The sequence below is a fragment of the Rhizobium atlanticum genome (assembly GCF_030182485.1).
Lineage (GTDB): Bacteria > Pseudomonadota > Alphaproteobacteria > Rhizobiales > Rhizobiaceae > Rhizobium.
In genome coordinates this window covers 181,705-197,429 of sequence record NZ_JAQJCJ010000003.1, presented here as the reverse complement: position 1 = coordinate 197,429, position 15,725 = coordinate 181,705, and the positions used below count along the sequence as shown (strand labels likewise).

The window sequence follows — 15,725 nt, the reverse complement described above, 5'->3', positions numbered from 1 at the left end:
TATACGGAATCTCTACGGCGAGTTTTAAGCCGCTAAAACGTAAGCTGTACCTTACAGGCGGCCGTACGGTCGCCGGCAAGGGTGAAGGCGGCGGCGGCTTCTTCCAAGGGTAGACTGTGGCTGATGATCGGCCGGACATCGATCTTGCGGCTTGCGATCAGCCTCGCGGCTGTGGCGAATTCCTCGTGGAACCTCTGCGTGCCGTGGATATGCAGCTCCTTGCTGACAATGGCGTTGAGCGGGACCGGGATCTCGCCCGTGACGCCGACCTGCACGAGGGTGCCGCGCGGGCGGATGGCGGCGATTGCGCTTCGGATCGCGGGTGCGGCGGCCGAGCATTCGAAGACGAGATCGAAATAGCCCTTGCCCGCCTCGAATTTGCCAAACGCTGCCGCATCCCCGGAAACATTGATCGTGCGATTGGCGCCCATCGCTTTCGCCCGCTCCAGCGCCGCATCGGCGAGATCGGTCACGACGATCTCGGCCGCACCGTGATGCCGCGCGGCGGCAACCATCAGACAGCCGATCGGGCCGGCGCCGGTGACGAGGGCGCGTTTGCCTGATATCTCGCCGGCGCGCGTTGCGGCATGCAGGCAGACGGCAAGCGGCTCGGTGCAGGCCGCTTCCTCGGCCGTCGTCTCGGCTCCCATTTCGAAACATTGCCGGGCCGGCACCACCAGCCACTCCCGGAACATGCCCTGCTCATGCGGCAGGCGCATCGCGCTGCCCATGAAGCGCATATCGAGGCAATGGATCGGCAGCCCCGTCACGCAGTATTCGCAATGGCCGCAAGGCTGGCTTGGATTGACTGCGACCAGTGTGCCGGCTTTGAGATCGACCCCCTCGCCCGCTTGGTTCACCCTCCCCGAGGCCTCGTGGCCGGGGATGATCGGCTCGCGCACCCTGACCGGCCCGAAGCCGCCGTCCTGATAATAATGCAGGTCGGAGCCGCAGATGCCAGCGGCCGCCATCTTGAGAAGCACCTCGCCTGGACCGGGAGCTGGAACCCTGTCCATTTCGACCCTGAGATCGCCCTTCTGGTAAAGCCGCGCCAGACGCGTCTGCATCCTATTCTCCTATCTCAACAGTCCGAGCTGCTGCGGCAGCCAGAGGGATACCGCGGGAATGAAGGTGATCAGGATCAGCGCCACGAACAGCGGCACCAGCCAGGGCACGATCGCCATCGTCGTGCGTTCGACCGAAAGCTTCGCGACGCGCGACAGCACGAACAACACCATGCCGAGCGGCGGGTGAAGCAAGCCGATCATCAGGTTCAGCGTCATGATCAGGCCGAACTGAACGGGATCGATGCCGAACTTCGCGACAATCGGCAGAAGGATCGGAACGAGGATGGTGATTGCGGCGATCGTATCGAGGAAGCAGCCGACGAACAGCATCAGCAGGTTCACCAGGATCAGGAAAACCCATTTATTGTCGGTGATCGACAGGATCGCATCGGAAAGCAGCTGCGCGGCCTGGCTGACCGTCAAGAGCCACGCAAAGACCGAAGCCGCCGTGACGATGAAGAGCACCGACGCCGTCGTCTCGATTGTATCGAAACTTGCCTTGGCAAGCGTCGAGAGTGTCATCGTGCGGTAGCGCACGAGGCCGAGAAACAGCGACCAGAGTACGGCGGCGACGGCGGCTTCCGTCGGCGTGAACCAGCCCATCGTCATGCCGCCGATCAGGATGACCGGCGTCATCAGCGCCATGACGGCGGAGAAGCCGAAATACCAGTCGAGCGCCAGGAGCACGAGAAGGGCTATACCCGCCGCGGCATTCATCGAGAGACCGGCGCGCATCATCAGATAGATCGCCACAGGCACCATCAGCACCACCATGATTTCCATGCCGGCCGACACGAGCTGGCGCACATCGAACGGCGCGTCCGAACCCCAGCGCTTGCGGTAGGCGAAGGCGGCGACCGTGATCATCATCAGCAGCGTCATGACGACGCCGGGCAGGATGCCGGCCATGAAGAGGGCGCCGATCGAGACGTTCGCCATCATGCCGTAGATGACGAAGGGCAGCGACGGTGGGAAGATCGGCCCGAGTGTCGCCGAGGCCGCCGTGACACCGACAGCGGCCTCGACGGGATAGCCATGGTCCTTCATCGCCTTGATTTCGATCGTGCCGATGCCGGCCGCATCGGCAAGCGCGGTGCCGGACATGCCGGAGAAGATGACGGAGCCGATGATGTTGACTTGCGCCAGCCCGCCCTTCATCCAGCCGACGAGAGCGACCGCGAAGGAATAGATACGGCCGGTAACGCCGGCGGAATTCATCAGATTGCCGGCCAGGATGAAGAAGGGCACGGCGAGCAGCGGAAAACTCTCGACGCCGGCGATCATGCGCTGGGCGACGATGATGTCTGGCGCCACGCCGTAAAGGACGATGTAAAGCACGGAGGCGACGGCCATCGAGATGGCGACGGGCACGCCGACCAGCATCAGCAGCAGAAACGAGCCAAGAAGCAGCAGCATCGGGTCATCCTTCGACGGATTGAAATTCTTCCGGGCGCTCCAGGACGGAGTAGCCACGGCGCAGATTGGCTATGAAGACGATGACCGCACGGATCAGCATCAGCACGAAGGCGACGAGAACGGAGTAAAAGACGATGTTGCGCGGCAGGTCGATGGTGACCATCTGCTCGTCGGCGACGATGTCGACGTAACGCCACATCAAATAGCAGCCATAGGCGAAGAAACCGATGCGGACGATATCGACGAAGGTTGCGAGCACGCGCGCCAGCCCTGCCGGCATATAGTGATAGAACACATCCACCTGAATATGCCGCGAGGTGCGCACGCACATGACCGCGCCGAGAAAGACGACGCCGATCAGGCAGTTGATGGCGATTTCCTCGGTCCAGGCATAGCTGTCATTCAGCACATAACGCGTGAAGAACTGCAGGAAGACGCAGCCCGCCATCAGCCAGAAGACGATCAACGTGATCCAGTCCTCGACAGCATAGTCTGCGACATGTGCGGTCGGCGCGTGCCCTTCGAATTCGTGGCCGATTTCCTCGGCCGTGATTGGCGTATGAATTTCTTGCGACATGATCGGCCTTGTTGCGGTTGGAGAAGATGGGCGCGGCGTGTGGCGGCGCGACCTTCATATTGTTGGCAAGCCTTGTGCCGCTGCTGCCCTTGTTCGTGCCGAAGGCTGCCCCTCACCCTAACCCTCTCCCCGCCGGCGGGGAGAGGGGACTTGCCCTGCGAGGTGTAAGGGGGAAGCGGAAGGGTGCGGCTTGTCCCTTCTCCCCGCGCGCGGGGAGAAGGTGGCGGCAGCCGGATGAGGGGCTGGCCGCGCTCTCAGGCTCCTACTGAATCGCCCGGATCGCTTCCCAATCGGCCTTCTCGTAGCTGAAGTCTTCGAACTTCACCTTTTCCATCACATTCTTCTCGAAATCGCTCTTGTCGACCTCGGCGACGTTGAGCCCCTTCTCCTTGAAGGTCGCAACCAGGCTGTTTTCCTTGCCGGCGATCGTCTTGCTCGTGCGCTCGGCTGCCTGCTGCATCACTTCACCGAATATCTTCTTGTCCTCGTCGGAGAGCTTCGCCCACAGCTGCTTCGAGATCACGGTGTTCAGGTGATCGACGATATGGCCGGTGAGGATGATGTTTTTCTGGACCTCGTAGAACTTCTTCGCCTCGATCGTCGTCAGCGGGTTTTCCTGCGCCTCGACCGTCCCGTTCTGCAGAGCGAGATAGACCTCGGCAAAGGCAATCGGCGTGGTGTTGGCGCCGCATGCTCGCGGCATGGCGAGATAGGCCGGAACGTCGGGCACGCGGATCTTCAGACCCTGCATGTCGGCGCATTTGGCAATCGGTTTATTGGAGGTGGTGTGGCGCGTGCCGTAATAGCTGACGGCGGCGATATGGTTGCCGGTCTTGTCCTCATAACCCTTGGCAAGACGCTTGAAGACGTCGCTCTTGGTATAGGCGATCAGATGATCGGGGTTGCGGAAGATATAGGGGAAGTAGGTGACGCCGATCGGCTTGTAGTCGCGTGCGGCAAAGCTCGATCCAGAAATGATGATGTCGACCGTACCGAGCTTGAGCCCCTGGTTGATGTCGGCTTCCTTGCCGAGCTGCGAAGCCGGATAGACCTCGATCTTGTAGCGCCCGTCGGTACGCTTGGCGATCTCTTCCGCGGCCCAGACGGAATCAGTGTGGAAGGGCTCCGAGGTTTCATAGACATGTGCCCATTTCAGTACGGTCTGGGCATGCGCAACCGCCGTCGTCGCCATGATCGCGGCTGCGGTGCACAGTATCGTTGCCAGTCTCATCTTCATTGCGCTCTCCTCCCGTGCTCGGGTTTAAGTCTTGGTGGTTCCTTTCGCGGGCGCCTTGTCGCGGCCGCGCTCCTCCTCTCCCGAGAACTCCTCCCCGAAGCTCTCGGAAAATCTCTTCTGCGATAGGGTGAGATGGCTGCGCATTGCAGCCTTCGCGCCGGCGGCATCGCCGGCGGCGATTGCATCGCGGATGGCCCGGTGCTCATCGACGGCGCTGCGCCATGTCGTCGGCCCCTCGAAATGGCTGGCGAGCTTGGCGAAATAGGGAGTCATGCGCATGTCGAACATCTCGCCCGTCACGCGGGTCAACGTCGAATTGCCGACAATGGCGGCAATGCCGGTGTGAAAGGCGCGGTCGGCGGCGAGCACCGTCGCCGCATCGTTGACGCCGCCGCTCATGCGCATCAGCGCCTCGTCAAGCACGGCAATGTCTTCAGGCCTGGCCCGGGTTGCCGCTTCTTCGGCTATGGCGCATTCGATGATGGCGCGCGCCTGCAGCAATTCGAAAGGTCCCTCCACCGGCTCGCTTTCGCTTGTCGCCGTGCTGACGCCCTGCCGGCGCACCACATAGATGCCTGAGCCCATGCGGATGTTGACGAGGCCCTCGACCTCCAGGACAATCAGGGCTTCGCGCACGGTCGGGCGTGAGACCGACAGTTGCTCCGCGAGATCGCGCTCGGCCGGGAGCTTCTGACCGACGACAAGCTCGCCACCGGCAATCATCGAACGAATTTGATCTGCTACCTGCCTGTAGAGGCGGCGCGATTCAACTGGCAGAAACATTCTGGCCTCCCCGGCGGCTTCTCCTCAAGCGCGCAGCTGGTCAACTGGCCTGACCAATTTGAGTGGTAGCATCGTGGGAGTTGTGCGTCAATGTGCCACATGAAATTCCAGCTGGCATCGTTCCCGCGTCAACGACCGTGGGAACCTTCACCCCCGTCACGGGTTCGGGGACCGACATTGGGAGCATGATGATGAATTATCTCTGGCTTTTTGCAGTATCGGGAGGGGCGGCCTTTCTCGGAATTGCTCTTGCTTTCGGAATGATCAAGCAGGATGGGCGACGATCGGTCGCCGCCATCGCCGGCGCTTTTGTGGTCGCCATTGGCGCGCTCGGACTCGGCATCTATGTCCAGAAGGCGCCCACAGCTCCTTTGCGCGCGTCCGATAGGGAGGGGTCGCAGAACCGCCTTCCGGCGGCTGCGACGACCGAAAAGGATCTGCCGGGAAAGTGACGCTTGAGAGATCGTCGGTTCCGGTGCGAGACGTGCCTCAGCGCCTCAGCGCCTCAGCCGGGCCGGGCCAGCTGCGTCCTGTATGCCAGGGACCTCGTAGGCGTCTGCAGCGAAGGCTTCGAGGGATGCGCGGTTGCGAATGATTACCAAGCCGCGGGTGGAGGCGGTCATGGCACAGCAGAAGCCATCTCGCCAGACGAACGTCGATCTTGTGAACGGCGTTGGACAGCGCGGTGTTGGCGACCTGCGCGAAAAAACTATGGAGAAAACGCAAAAGCAGCTGGCGGACGGTGGCCGGTCGGCGAGGAAGCATGCCAGGGCGCCGGCTTCCACACGGCGCCCGTGACCGCCAACTTGCATCATGACGTCGAATGAAAACTGCTCCGCGTCCACCGTCATGGCGGCGGCGACATCCCGTTCCTGCCGAGCACGCCGATGTCGGCCTTCCTGCCCTCGGGGCTCGTCGCCACCATGGAAGCAATGCCGGTTTCCAGTAAATAATAATGGCTGACCGGCATGCCCAAATGCACGAGCGCACCACAGATGCGCTCAGCCCCACGCAAAATTATGAATCCCGGAATGGCCGATTTCAAGGCGCTGAGGCTTATCTCTCATGATCCGCAGACGACTTCGTGGAGGGTTTTGTACGCAACCGCACGCGCCAGAGAAATTTCCTGTAGCAAGTGCTAATGTAGTCGACGGCAATAGCGGGGCGCGCGCTGGCATGGATCAATATCCTCTCCCGAGCAACGAGACTGAAATCTATCGGCACATCGTTGAGAGCGCCCGGGATTATGCAATTTTTGCAATGGATCGCAATGGCACTGTCATGACGTGGAGCGCCGGTGCCGAAAAAATCTTCGGCTATTCGGGATCCGAAATCATCGGACAGAGCGGTGCCGTGATCTTTACGTTCGAAGATCAGCTTGCCGGGGCCATGCTTAAGGAGATCAGGCTTGCCTTGACCACCGGCCGCGCCGACGACAATCGCTGGCATGTGAGAAAGGACGGCAGTTCGTTCTGGGCTTCGGGACTGATGATGCCGCTTCGCAACGATGCCGGCGAGACCTATGGCCTTCTGAAAATCGTCCGCGACCGAACGCAGATGCTGCATGAGGACGAAGCTCGGCGCGCCAGCGAAGAGCGCCTCCAGCTTATTCTCAAAAGCGCGATCGACTATGCGATCTTCGCCTTCGGCCGCGATGGGCGGATCATCAGCTGGAACACCGGCGCGTGCCGCATCTTCGGCTACGAGGAGAGCGAGATCCTCGGTCGCGACGCCCGCATCCTGTTCGTTCCCGAGGACCGCGAAGAGGGCGCGCTGGAGCGCGAGATGGAGGCGGCGGCCGAGCGCGGCCGCGCCGAGAACGAGCGGTTTCACTTGCGTAAGGACGGCTCGACATTCTGGGGCAGCGGCTTGACCATGCCGCTGCGCGCCCAGCGCGCCGGTTTTCTCAAAGTGCTCCGGGACGATACCGAGCGGCATTTCGCCGACGAGCATCAGCAGATCATGCTGCGGGAGATGAGCCATCGCGTCAAGAACAGCCTGGCTCTGGTTGCGGCCATGCTCGCCATGCAGGCCCGTTCGACCAAACAGGAGGAGGTCGGACAGGCGCTTCGGGATGCTGAAGCGCGAGTCGGAACCATCGCCCAGGTGCACGACCAATTGTGGCGCCAGCCTGATATCGAAACGGTGGATCTGGCCGATTTCCTGTCCAGCCTTTGTCAACGCCTGCAGCAATCGACCTCCGGCCACACGGTGTCGGTCGTCGCCGATCCATGCATGATCGATGCCGACCGTGCGATCCAGATCGCCCTCCTCGTCAACGAACTGGTAACCAATGCTTTCAAACACGCTTATGCCGAGGTAGCAGGCGCCGTCACGGTCAGCGCCCGGAGCATTGCCGACGAGATCTGCCTGGAGATCGCCGACGACGGACGAGGACTGCCGCCGGAAGTGCTGTCCGGCGAGAACGGCGGAAAAAGCCTCGGAATGAAGATCGTGCGTGCGTTGGTGCAGCAACTGAGGGCCGAGCTTCACATCGAAAACCGGGAGCCCGGCACGGGGTTCGTGATCAGGCTGCCGAGGGAGGTTTGAGAGCGTTCCGTGTCGGGCAGGAAATTATCCCAGAAGCGGTGCGCCTGGGACTCTATGGCTCGGCTTTTGTCAGAACCGTACAAAACTTATCTGAAGATGGTCATCATTGCGCGCGTGACCCATATCTCTGTCATTACCGCCAATTAGGCGTCGGTATGAGCACGGGCTGTCTCCCGCCAGGAGAAGCGCATGCACGTACCGGACCAACGCAATATTCGGAATCTGCTGTTGAAGGCCCTGCCGGCCGAGGCATTCCAAAAGCTCACCGGCGATGGCAGTCTGATCGAACTTCCGGCCAGACATGTTCTGGTCGAAGCCGATCAGCCGAACGAGTATGTCTGTTTCATCGAAGGCGGTCTTGCCTCAATGGTGGCCGCCAATGGCGATGACGAAGCCGTCGAGGTCGGCCACATCGGACATGACGGCATGTCCGGCCTCCATGTCCTGCTGAGAACGGATACGACACCCAACCGCACCTTCGTTCAGGTCGCCGGCTCCGGCGTGCAGGTGTCAGTGAAAAGCTTCAAGCAGGTGCTGGCGGAATTTCCGGTCGCCAACGAACTGTTCCTCAAATACATGCATTGCTGCGACATTCAGCTGGCCCAGTCAGCGCTTGCCAACGGGCGCTACAACATGCACGAGCGGCTCGCCCGCTGGCTGCTGATGTGCCACGACCGGCTGAATGGCAGCGACCTGCCGCTGACGCATGACCTGCTGGCCATCATGCTCGGCGTGCGCCGCGCAGGCGTCACCAACGAATTGCACGTCATTGAAGGTCTTCGAGCGATCAGGTCGACGCGCGCCAATGTCAGGATCCTCGACAGGGACCGGCTGGAAGAAATCGCAGCCGGCTGCTACGGCGTTCCGGAGCGCGAATATCAACGTTTGATCGGTCTGCCGATCCGGCGCCCCACTAATCGGCACTCCTGATCGTATCGGCGAAAGGCACGATCAGAACCAGGGTCCCCTGTTCGTCGCAGATGTAGATCTTTCTCGCTGAAATGTCTTTTCCCGAAAGAATTGCCTGACTCATGAGGGCTCTTGCATCCTGAACGGCTTCGCGCCTGGCGTCTTCGATCGTTGCCAGTTCCGAACCATCGGGATCAACGACCGTGCCGGTGTCTGAAACGACATTAAAATAAAATCTTGGCATCAGCCGCCCCATCGTTGCAGAATCAATGCCATAGCCTGTCTTAAGGTTCCGTGGAAAAGAACCAGGGCGCCCTTTAAAACGGCGACAATATCCTCGTTTCAAATCCTGCTGTCGAAATCAGTGGGACGTTTCGGCGCCGCCAGTGGCAAGACGCGTCATCGTCGCGCGAAGATCGAGGAGCTCCATAAGAATGATCTCCCATTCCTCGTCATCCGCTTTGGCAATCGATATGACCGAAGCGTCGATCATGCCAAGCAGACGATCGAGAGCCGGAGCTCGACCGAAGTTGTCCGGCACTCCATCGCGCAGGTTTCTAAGATCGGCAACGATCTGTCGCAGAGCAATCTGCCGATCGACAAAACCGAGTTCGGAATGCCCCGCCGCGACAGGAGCACTTTGCCGGGTTCTAACCATCGTGCCCATCCGCCCGCCAGGCATTCTCGCGCACATGTGCGCAGGCCGGTGCATCCGGGGTGACGAGCAGGTCCTCTGGATCCAGATACACATGCCGCATCAGGCCTGCGAGCCTATGCTTGTCTCGAATGCCGCATTCGAACCAGGATACGAGTTCTCTGGCAATATGTTCGGCTGCCGGGCTGGCGATCCCGCATGATTTTTCCTGGCACCAGTCTTCAAGGACCGCGGTCAGCATTGCCACGTCGTCGGGCTGTAACGGCGGCTTCGTGATTCCCGCGTGCTGCATCATCCGCGTTCCTCCCCTTGTATGCGACGATCCTAAACTTAGGGTCATCGATTTCAACAGCTGGTGCGAAAACGTACGGATCGCACGGCCGGCGCCCCGATCCCAACCGCCGGGGAACAAGGCGGCCCGGCAAGGGTTCGGCGGTCAGGGCAAAATGAACGTCGCATGACAGGCTCGAATATGGTAGGCACGATACAGGCGCGGACCCGCCTGTGCTTCTAAACCGCCATTGAACAGCATGATCACCCTAAAACCTGGATTACAGTAGGCGTCCGCCATGAAGTCGCTCAGTCCGGTCGCCGGCAAGACGATCCTTATCATTGGTGAAGCCGGCTTCCTTTCGGACGGTGCAAGAAAGGCGTTGATCGCGCGCCAGGCGGTGCTCGCCGGCCCCGTTGTCATCTCCAGCGCCATGGAATGCTTGAGCGAGGGCCTGCTGTTCGATGCGGTGATCGTCGACGTGACGATTTCCGACGAAGCCATGCTCTGGATAAATGATTGGTTGGAGACACGGCGGATTCCTTTCATCTTTGCCTATGACGAGCGATCCGAAACACCGCCGGGCGGCTTTGTGGTCAGTGGGCGTCCTTCCGACGTGGACGCGATGATCGCCGCTCTGTTCGGAGGGGACCCGTCCTATTATCACTAAAGCGCCTGGCTTCCCTTCGGGCGCGCGATGCGGTGGGTGTTCGCTTCCGTACAATGGAGGACGAGGAGTTGTTTCGGCTGCAATAGAGTCCCATTATTCAAAAACGCACGGTGAAAAGCTTAGGGACCAGGGTCATGCTCGATTCTCAGTCCATCCATTTGAAAGCGCTCGATTCTGCCGATCTTCAGCGTCTGCAAATCGTCTTGGATGTGATCTGCCGCGAGGCCGGCAAAGCCGTGCGTTCGCCTGAAATGCAGGAGGTCGCCGCTCTGCTCATTCGCCTTTATCGCCACGGTTTGACTGACGAGGTCAAGCTGCTGTCGGTCGGCCGTCTGGCGTCGGCGAAAAGGGGGCTCTCCCGAACTGCTGCGATCACGGCGGGGCGGAGATCGAAACGGCCCGTTCTCAATCTGACGAGGAGCAGCTCATGAATGACGGTGAAAAAGCGCGGACCGACGTCGAAGGAACCGAAAAGAAAACCGCCGATGCGAGGAAAAACCCGCCGGCCGGTCCTCACGCCAAGGATCATCTCATAGACGAAAACAAAACGCCCGGCGCCGGCGCGCTGCCCGAGAAGGACGAGCAGAGCATCACGCCAGGATCAGGCTGATCCACTGCGGTCCCCCGAAAACACCGTCGGCTGCGGAACCTGCCCCTTCGGGCGCGGTTCGAGGGGAATGGAACCCGAAAATGAAGTTCCCGCCAATTATCAGGTAACGACGAACCCTGCCCTCACGGGACTTTTGGGACGCTGCCCGCGGTGCCAGCGGGGTCATCTGTTTTCCGGATATCTTACGCTCGCCCGAGGCTGCGAAGTCTGCGGCCTGGATTATTCATTCGCCGATCCGGCGGATGGGCCGGCCTTCTTCGCGATGTCGATCGTCGCCGTTCCGGCGCTCGCCTTTGCCCTCTGGTTCCAATTCACGTTCGAGCCGGCGATCTGGGTGCATCTCATCGTCAGCCTGCCCCTCAGCGTCATCGCCTGCATTCTCATTCTGAGGCCGCTGAAAGGCTGGCTCGTCTGCTCGCAATTCTTTCACAAGGCGGAGGAAGGCAGTATCGACAGAGCCTGGCATGCCTCCGAGAAGGAGCGGAGGGAGCGGTCCTGAGGCGCTCACGCGGCGGCATGCTTTTCAGCGGGCGAGATCCTTGCCGATCAGCCGCCGATATTCTTCTTCGGCAGCGCCGTAGGATCCATGCGCCTCTTCTATCAATCCCCGCCGGTTGAGGATGACGATCTGTCGCCGCGTGGATCGGATCAGCCCCTTGCCTTCGAGCAGATGCAGCGCGACCGTGACCCCTGCGCGGCGCACGCCGAGCATCACCGCCAGAAACTCGTGGGTCAGCCAAATGGTCGCGCCATCGGTCCGGTCATGGACCATCAGCAGCCATCGCGCCAGCCGCTCCTCGAGCTTGGCATGGCCGTTGGCGAGCACCGTCGACGTTGTCTGCGCGAGCAGCGCCTGGACATAGGCGAGAAGCAGGCTACGCAAGGGACGGCTTTCCTCCATCGCCGCAGAAAGGACCGATGCCGGCAATTTGAAGCCATGGCCGGAGACTTGCATGAACGTCCGGTTCGCGGATTGATTTCCCCCCAGAATTACTGCTGCACCCGTCATGCCCTCGCGGCCGACAATGCCCACTTCGATATCACGCCCGCCCGGAAATCTCGCCACGATCGAGGCAAGCCCTGATTCGAGAATATAGACGTCGCTGACCGGACTATTCTCCATTTCAAGGACCAAAGGAACCTCGAGATCGATCGGCTCCAGATGCGGCAGCAGGAGTTCCTGCTCCTGCGGGCCCATGGCGCGCAAAAGTTCATTGCGAAAGTTCAATTGTTGGTCATCCATGTCCATCCGCGCATCAGTGATAATGCGGCCCTTGCTGCGGGCGAACCTAACCATCTAGAATCGTTCAGCAATACATTGTGCAATAGCGTACAGACTCGAGGGCCTGCGCTCGATCAGCCACTGCCCGCGCTCGCAGTGCGGCCGAGCGTCTGCGAGATCCATGCCCTGACTAGGCTGTTTGCTCTATCTGCCAGCCTAGTCGGCAATCGGTTGAAGCCGTGCGGGGCCTCCGGAAAGATGACGCGGTCGGCATTGCCGCTTTGGCTCTGCCATCGCTCATACATCGAGATGCTGTCGTCGAGGATTGGATCGAGCGCTCCGGCGACCAGCAGGGCGGGGGGCAGGCCAGAGAGATCGGCAAACAACGGACCCTTCGCCTCACGCCCGGAAAGACTTGGCGTCAGTCGCTGCAAATTGCGCAGCGCCGATGGCCCATCGATCACCAGGCTTCTGCCGGTCGAGAGCCGCAGGCTTTGCGACCCGCCGAGATCGAAAGCACCGCACATGGAAACAAATCCGACAACCCTCTCCGCCTTGCCGCGCTCGCGAAGGTGGAGGAGCGCCTCCGCGGCGAGATGTGCACCCGAGGACTCGCCGCCGAGGATCATCCGCTCGACCTCAAACTCGGCGAGATGATCGACGAGCCATTCGATCGCGACCGTGCTGTCCTGAAGAGAGAGGTCCAGCCGGTCGTCGGCGGCATTGTGAAAATCGACGCCGGCCGCTACCATCCGACAGTCTCTGGCGATCGGGTAGGTGATGCCGTCGTCAAAGCGGGCGTTGCCCATCACCCAGGCGCCGCCGTGGAAATGGACGTAAAGGCCGCGCGGGGCTCCGTTCGGAAGCATCAACCTCAAGCCGATCCGCCTGCCGTCGGCTGCGACAAGGTGGGTAACAACGTGCCTGCGGCGCAGCAGCCTGTCTGGAGCCAGCAGTTGCGCGACGCGAATTGAGGTCTGCACGATTTTGGCGTTCCAGCGCCGATCGGTATGATAGCTGGGAAGGAAGCGCAGCAAGGCATTGAGCCTGCGGGCGGCGCCGATCTCGCGGGACGTGAACGGCGCCGGCCGCAGGCCCGATGCTGTTCGAGGGGTCATGTCCTTCACTTCGCTGTCAGGCTTCATCGGCAGCAAAGGCAGGCGTCGCGGCCAGGAAGAGAAGGGAAAGGTTGAGCATCAGCCGCATCATCGTTCTCCGTGTTTATTCGGTTGAAGCAGGCGATTGCGCCCGAACGACCGGACCGAGAGTCGGTTCCCGAAACCGGAGGACAGATTTGAGCTGCTTACGCGCGGGAACCAGGGGAAGTTGAAGCGAATTGACAACAATCCGCAGATCGAGGCCCGCCGGCAAGTCCGGCAACATTCCTTTCGTTAATTCCGCGCAAATCGGGAACCAAGGGCTGGCTGGTGAGTTGCGTGCAAGAGCCGCCTAGCGAGTCCGTATTTCGCACCTGAAACGATCAGACTGCGCCCAACCCCACACTTCCGGAGGGCGAGCATTGGCAGCAACGACACCGACCAGGGAAAACCGGCTATTCGCCCTCTTGCCTCAGGAGGAGCTTGCAGCTGTTGTTGCGGATCTCGAACCTTGCGACACTCCTCGCGGCTTCGTCATGGCCGAAGCCGGCGCCACGATCGACTACGCATATTTCCCGTGCTCGGGAGTAGGTTCGATCATCAATGTTTCGCCCGAGGGCAATCGCGTCGAAGCTGGATTGTTCGGCCGTGACGGGTTTGCCCCCACGGCGGCAGCGATAGACGGCGGAATCAGCGTCACCGAGGTCGCCGTCCAGGTGCCGGGCTTTGCCTATCGGATGCGGCAGGACAAGCTTGTGGATCTGATGAAAACACAGCCGGTGTTTTCCGACCTCCTGCACAAGAGCACGCACGTTCTTGCGACCCAGGCCGGATTCACTGCGCTCTCCAATGCGATTCACGGGATCGATGAGCGGCTGGCTCGCTGGATCTTGATGTGCCACGACCGCATTGATGGGGACAAGCTCGCCCTGACGCATGAGTTTATCGCTCTGATGCTGGCGGTCAGGCGGCCGAGCGTCACCACGGCTCTCCATCTGCTCGAGGGCAACCATTTTATCCGCTCGGTCCGCGGCCTGGTGATCGTCAGAGATCGCGCCGGCCTCGAGGAATTCGCCGCCGACGCCTATGGCAGGGCGGAGGAGGAATACGAGCGGTTGATCGGGCCTCTGAGAAAATCGAAGCGACAGACTTTGTAGGGCTCTGGTTGAAACAGCGGCAGCCGTATCCGGTACACCGGTCTTCGCCACAACTCCCAGAGTTCGTCATTGCCGCCTGCCGGGAGATCCACGACCGCCCAATGGGGGTCAGCTCGACGCAATCGTTTCGGTCGATCTGCATGCGCCAACACGATGCTTTCAGCTGCGAGTCGCAATTCGTTACAGCTTCACGTTCATATGCTATAGAGCTGTATTGCAAAAATCTTTGGTTTCCCTGTAACCGATTGCCCGCTTTTACGAATGAGCTCTTTGACAGCATGACCACCGCCCATTCGGAAGAAGCCCTGAAAGCATTGATGCTTCTGTCCCTTGACGGGGACGAGGCTGCCTATCGGCGTTTGCTGACGGCTTTGCGTGTGCTGCTTGTCGGCTATTACAGCCGCAGAATGGCTGCGGCGACGAGAGCGGACATGGAAGATCTGGTGCAGGAGACGTTGCTGGCACTGCATTCCCGACGGTCTACCTATGACCGGAACAGACCTTTTACCGCCTGGTTTTTCTCCATCGCCCGCTACAAGCTGATAGACCATCACCGCGGCCGTGGCGGACGCAGGCTGGCTGAGACAGAGCTTGATGACGAGATCGAAAGCGACTTCAGCGAGGATAGGCTGTCTGCCCGCATGGATGTCGAGCGGTTGCTCGACGGCTTGCCGCCGAGACAGCAGGAACTGATCCGCCAGGTGAAGCTCGAGGGCGGCTCGGTCGCCGACGCCGCAAACCGCACCGGCCAGTCCGAATCGGCGGTGAAAGTCAGCATCCATCGGGCGCTCAAGGCGCTCGGAGAGAGATTGCGAGGCACATCGTGACAAAGACGGACGATATCATCGAGCGATTGACAAGCGACCTGAAGCCGGTGCCGCGCAACGCGCTATGGCGCCGCTTTGCGCTCGGCATAGCGCCCGCCCTCGCATTTTCCCTGCTGCTTATGCTGATCATTCTCGGCCCCCGGGTCGATATCTCAGACGTGCTGATGCTGCCGGTCTTCTGGATCAAGTCGGCCTATAATGCCCTGATTGCGGCGGCCGCCTTTGCCGCCGTTTTTCGGCTTTCCCGCCCCGACGGTTCGGAAGGTCGCTTTTTCGGTCTGCTAGCCGTGATTTTCGCTGCCATGACGGCCGTCGCGGCCACCCAGCTCCTGATGGCACCGAGCGAGAACTATCGATTGCTGATCCTCGGCTCCTCGGCGCTGCATTGCCCGCTGCTCATCGCAGGCTTTGCGATTCCGGTCTATGCCGGCACGGTCTGGGCACTGCGCCGCGCGGCGCCTGTCGATCTGCGGCTGACCGGCTTCGTCGCCGGCATTGCCGCGGGAGCAGCCGGCGCCTGGGTCTATTCCTGGTTCTGCACCGAAAACGGCATGCCTTTCGTGTTGATCTGGTATACGCTCGGCATCCTGCTCATTGGAGCTGTCGGCGCCGTCACCGGACCCCGCCTGCTACGCTGGTGACCCCTCTCGATTTCTTGATCTGGAACATTCCGGGTT

At 60.9% G+C, this 15,725-nt stretch carries 22 protein-coding genes; 11 read left to right on the top strand and 11 right to left on the bottom strand.

Annotated elements, in window-relative coordinates:
• Positions 1–32 precede the first annotated feature (32 nt).
• From PH551_RS06225 to PH551_RS06205, 5 genes are all read right to left on the bottom strand, one after another.
• Entirely contained in the window at positions 33–1,067 is a 1,035-nt protein-coding gene (locus tag PH551_RS06225; protein ID WP_285192295.1) for an L-idonate 5-dehydrogenase, read from the bottom strand.
• Positions 1,068–1,076: 9 nt separating this feature from the next.
• Positions 1,077–2,483: a TRAP transporter large permease gene (locus PH551_RS06220; protein ID WP_285192294.1), complete on the bottom strand. Its 1,407-nt coding sequence runs from the start codon at positions 2,481–2,483 to the stop codon at positions 1,077–1,079.
• A 4-nt stretch (positions 2,484–2,487) separates the two neighbouring features.
• Entirely contained in the window at positions 2,488–3,060 is a 573-nt protein-coding gene (locus PH551_RS06215) for a TRAP transporter small permease (RefSeq protein ID WP_097601694.1), read from the bottom strand.
• A gap of 262 nt (positions 3,061–3,322) precedes the next feature.
• On the bottom strand, positions 3,323–4,297 hold the full coding sequence (locus tag PH551_RS06210) for a sialic acid TRAP transporter substrate-binding protein SiaP (RefSeq protein WP_285192293.1): 975 nt from the start codon (positions 4,295–4,297) through the stop codon (positions 3,323–3,325).
• A gap of 24 nt (positions 4,298–4,321) precedes the next feature.
• Positions 4,322–5,080, bottom strand: coding sequence for a FadR/GntR family transcriptional regulator (locus PH551_RS06205; protein ID WP_285192292.1), 759 nt, complete (start codon positions 5,078–5,080; stop codon positions 4,322–4,324).
• Between the two features lie 191 nt (positions 5,081–5,271).
• Between PH551_RS06205 and PH551_RS06200 the strand changes: the two genes are divergently transcribed.
• Complete coding sequence (locus PH551_RS06200; RefSeq protein ID WP_085781352.1) at positions 5,272–5,532, top strand: hypothetical protein; 261 nt, start codon at positions 5,272–5,274, stop codon at positions 5,530–5,532.
• Between the two features lie 169 nt (positions 5,533–5,701).
• Positions 5,702–5,878, top strand: a complete 177-nt coding sequence (locus tag PH551_RS06195) for a hypothetical protein (RefSeq protein WP_285192291.1) — start codon at positions 5,702–5,704, stop codon at positions 5,876–5,878.
• A 49-nt stretch (positions 5,879–5,927) separates the two neighbouring features.
• Here the strand turns inward: PH551_RS06195 and PH551_RS06190 are convergent, their stop codons facing one another.
• On the bottom strand, positions 5,928–6,125 hold the full coding sequence (locus PH551_RS06190) for a cyclic nucleotide-binding domain-containing protein (RefSeq protein WP_285192290.1): 198 nt from the start codon (positions 6,123–6,125) through the stop codon (positions 5,928–5,930).
• 131 nt (positions 6,126–6,256) lie between these two features.
• On the opposite strand from PH551_RS06190, the gene PH551_RS06185 reads away from it, so the two are divergent.
• Positions 6,257–7,630, top strand: a complete 1,374-nt coding sequence (locus PH551_RS06185) for a sensor histidine kinase (protein WP_183704934.1) — start codon at positions 6,257–6,259, stop codon at positions 7,628–7,630.
• A gap of 189 nt (positions 7,631–7,819) precedes the next feature.
• Positions 7,820–8,560, top strand: coding sequence for a Crp/Fnr family transcriptional regulator (locus PH551_RS06180; RefSeq protein ID WP_285192289.1), 741 nt, complete (start codon positions 7,820–7,822; stop codon positions 8,558–8,560).
• On the opposite strand, the gene PH551_RS06175 is transcribed toward PH551_RS06180, so the two are convergent.
• The 3 genes from PH551_RS06175 to PH551_RS06165 form a co-directional block, all read right to left on the bottom strand.
• Entirely contained in the window at positions 8,544–8,783 is a 240-nt protein-coding gene (locus tag PH551_RS06175) for a DUF6894 family protein (RefSeq protein ID WP_085782029.1), read from the bottom strand. The genes PH551_RS06180 and PH551_RS06175 overlap by 17 nt on opposite strands.
• Positions 8,784–8,900: 117 nt before the next feature.
• Positions 8,901–9,197 carry a hypothetical protein gene (locus PH551_RS06170; RefSeq protein ID WP_285192288.1) on the bottom strand — a complete coding sequence of 99 codons (297 nt, stop codon included), beginning with the start codon at positions 9,195–9,197 and terminating at the stop codon, positions 8,901–8,903.
• The gene (locus tag PH551_RS06165; protein ID WP_285192287.1) at positions 9,190–9,489 is read right to left on the bottom strand and encodes a hypothetical protein; all 300 of its coding nucleotides are present in this window, start codon (positions 9,487–9,489) and stop codon (positions 9,190–9,192) included. The genes PH551_RS06170 and PH551_RS06165 overlap by 8 nt, the downstream gene beginning before the upstream one ends.
• 274 nt (positions 9,490–9,763) lie before the next feature.
• On the opposite strand from PH551_RS06165, the gene PH551_RS06160 reads away from it, so the two are divergent.
• The 4 genes from PH551_RS06160 to PH551_RS06145 all read left to right on the top strand — a co-directional run bounded on the left by PH551_RS06160 (position 9,764) and on the right by PH551_RS06145 (position 11,244).
• Positions 9,764–10,135, top strand: coding sequence for a hypothetical protein (locus tag PH551_RS06160; protein WP_285192286.1), 372 nt, complete (start codon positions 9,764–9,766; stop codon positions 10,133–10,135).
• A 134-nt stretch (positions 10,136–10,269) separates the two neighbouring features.
• Positions 10,270–10,566, top strand: a complete 297-nt coding sequence (locus PH551_RS06155; RefSeq protein WP_285192285.1) for a hypothetical protein — start codon at positions 10,270–10,272, stop codon at positions 10,564–10,566.
• Positions 10,563–10,745: a hypothetical protein gene (locus tag PH551_RS06150; protein WP_285192284.1), complete on the top strand. Its 183-nt coding sequence runs from the start codon at positions 10,563–10,565 to the stop codon at positions 10,743–10,745. Before PH551_RS06155 ends, PH551_RS06150 begins: the two co-directional genes overlap by 4 nt.
• A 67-nt stretch (positions 10,746–10,812) precedes the next feature.
• Positions 10,813–11,244, top strand: coding sequence for a DUF983 domain-containing protein (locus PH551_RS06145; RefSeq protein ID WP_285192283.1), 432 nt, complete (start codon positions 10,813–10,815; stop codon positions 11,242–11,244).
• Between the two features lie 24 nt (positions 11,245–11,268).
• Here PH551_RS06145 and PH551_RS06140 read toward each other — a convergent pair whose 3' ends face one another.
• Entirely contained in the window at positions 11,269–11,988 is a 720-nt protein-coding gene (locus tag PH551_RS06140; protein ID WP_285192282.1) for a Crp/Fnr family transcriptional regulator, read from the bottom strand.
• Positions 11,989–12,101: 113 nt separating this feature from the next.
• Positions 12,102–13,085 (bottom strand): alpha/beta hydrolase, encoded by a 984-nt coding sequence (locus PH551_RS06135; RefSeq protein WP_285192281.1) that lies wholly within the window; start codon positions 13,083–13,085, stop codon positions 12,102–12,104.
• Positions 13,086–13,486: 401 nt separating this feature from the next.
• Here PH551_RS06135 and PH551_RS06130 point away from each other — a divergent pair, with 401 nt between their 5' ends.
• The 3 genes from PH551_RS06130 (at position 13,487) to PH551_RS06120 (ending at position 15,689) form a co-directional block, all read left to right on the top strand.
• Positions 13,487–14,221 carry a Crp/Fnr family transcriptional regulator gene (locus tag PH551_RS06130; RefSeq protein WP_285192280.1) on the top strand — a complete coding sequence of 245 codons (735 nt, stop codon included), beginning with the start codon at positions 13,487–13,489 and terminating at the stop codon, positions 14,219–14,221.
• A gap of 278 nt (positions 14,222–14,499) precedes the next feature.
• Positions 14,500–15,048 (top strand): sigma-70 family RNA polymerase sigma factor, encoded by a 549-nt coding sequence (locus PH551_RS06125; RefSeq protein ID WP_285192279.1) that lies wholly within the window; start codon positions 14,500–14,502, stop codon positions 15,046–15,048.
• Positions 15,045–15,689 (top strand): NrsF family protein, encoded by a 645-nt coding sequence (locus tag PH551_RS06120; protein ID WP_285192278.1) that lies wholly within the window; start codon positions 15,045–15,047, stop codon positions 15,687–15,689. Before PH551_RS06125 ends, PH551_RS06120 begins: the two co-directional genes overlap by 4 nt.
• Positions 15,690–15,725 lie beyond the last annotated feature (36 nt).

Bases quoted from the DNA above. Each gene is read 5' to 3' on its own strand.
- PH551_RS06225 (WP_285192295.1), bottom strand. From the start codon at position 1,067: ATGCAGACGCGTCTGGCGCGGCTTTACCAGAAGGGCGATCTCAGGGTC.
- PH551_RS06220 (WP_285192294.1), bottom strand. From the start codon at position 2,483: ATGCTGCTGCTTCTTGGCTCGTTTCTGCTGCTGATGCTGGTCGGCGTG.
- PH551_RS06215 (WP_097601694.1), bottom strand. From the start codon at position 3,060: ATGTCGCAAGAAATTCATACGCCAATCACGGCCGAGGAAATCGGCCAC.
- PH551_RS06210 (WP_285192293.1), bottom strand. From the start codon at position 4,297: ATGAAGATGAGACTGGCAACGATACTGTGCACCGCAGCCGCGATCATG.
- PH551_RS06205 (WP_285192292.1), bottom strand. From the start codon at position 5,080: ATGTTTCTGCCAGTTGAATCGCGCCGCCTCTACAGGCAGGTAGCAGAT.
- PH551_RS06200 (WP_085781352.1), top strand. From the start codon at position 5,272: ATGAATTATCTCTGGCTTTTTGCAGTATCGGGAGGGGCGGCCTTTCTC.
- PH551_RS06195 (WP_285192291.1), top strand. From the start codon at position 5,702: ATGGCACAGCAGAAGCCATCTCGCCAGACGAACGTCGATCTTGTGAAC.
- PH551_RS06185 (WP_183704934.1), top strand. From the start codon at position 6,257: ATGGATCAATATCCTCTCCCGAGCAACGAGACTGAAATCTATCGGCAC.
- PH551_RS06180 (WP_285192289.1), top strand. From the start codon at position 7,820: ATGCACGTACCGGACCAACGCAATATTCGGAATCTGCTGTTGAAGGCC.
- PH551_RS06175 (WP_085782029.1), bottom strand. From the start codon at position 8,783: ATGCCAAGATTTTATTTTAATGTCGTTTCAGACACCGGCACGGTCGTT.
- PH551_RS06170 (WP_285192288.1), bottom strand. From the start codon at position 9,197: ATGGTTAGAACCCGGCAAAGTGCTCCTGTCGCGGCGGGGCATTCCGAA.
- PH551_RS06165 (WP_285192287.1), bottom strand. From the start codon at position 9,489: ATGATGCAGCACGCGGGAATCACGAAGCCGCCGTTACAGCCCGACGAC.
- PH551_RS06160 (WP_285192286.1), top strand. From the start codon at position 9,764: ATGAAGTCGCTCAGTCCGGTCGCCGGCAAGACGATCCTTATCATTGGT.
- PH551_RS06155 (WP_285192285.1), top strand. From the start codon at position 10,270: ATGCTCGATTCTCAGTCCATCCATTTGAAAGCGCTCGATTCTGCCGAT.
- PH551_RS06150 (WP_285192284.1), top strand. From the start codon at position 10,563: ATGAATGACGGTGAAAAAGCGCGGACCGACGTCGAAGGAACCGAAAAG.
- PH551_RS06145 (WP_285192283.1), top strand. From the start codon at position 10,813: ATGGAACCCGAAAATGAAGTTCCCGCCAATTATCAGGTAACGACGAAC.
- PH551_RS06140 (WP_285192282.1), bottom strand. From the start codon at position 11,988: ATGGATGACCAACAATTGAACTTTCGCAATGAACTTTTGCGCGCCATG.
- PH551_RS06135 (WP_285192281.1), bottom strand. From the start codon at position 13,085: ATGACCCCTCGAACAGCATCGGGCCTGCGGCCGGCGCCGTTCACGTCC.
- PH551_RS06125 (WP_285192279.1), top strand. From the start codon at position 14,500: ATGACCACCGCCCATTCGGAAGAAGCCCTGAAAGCATTGATGCTTCTG.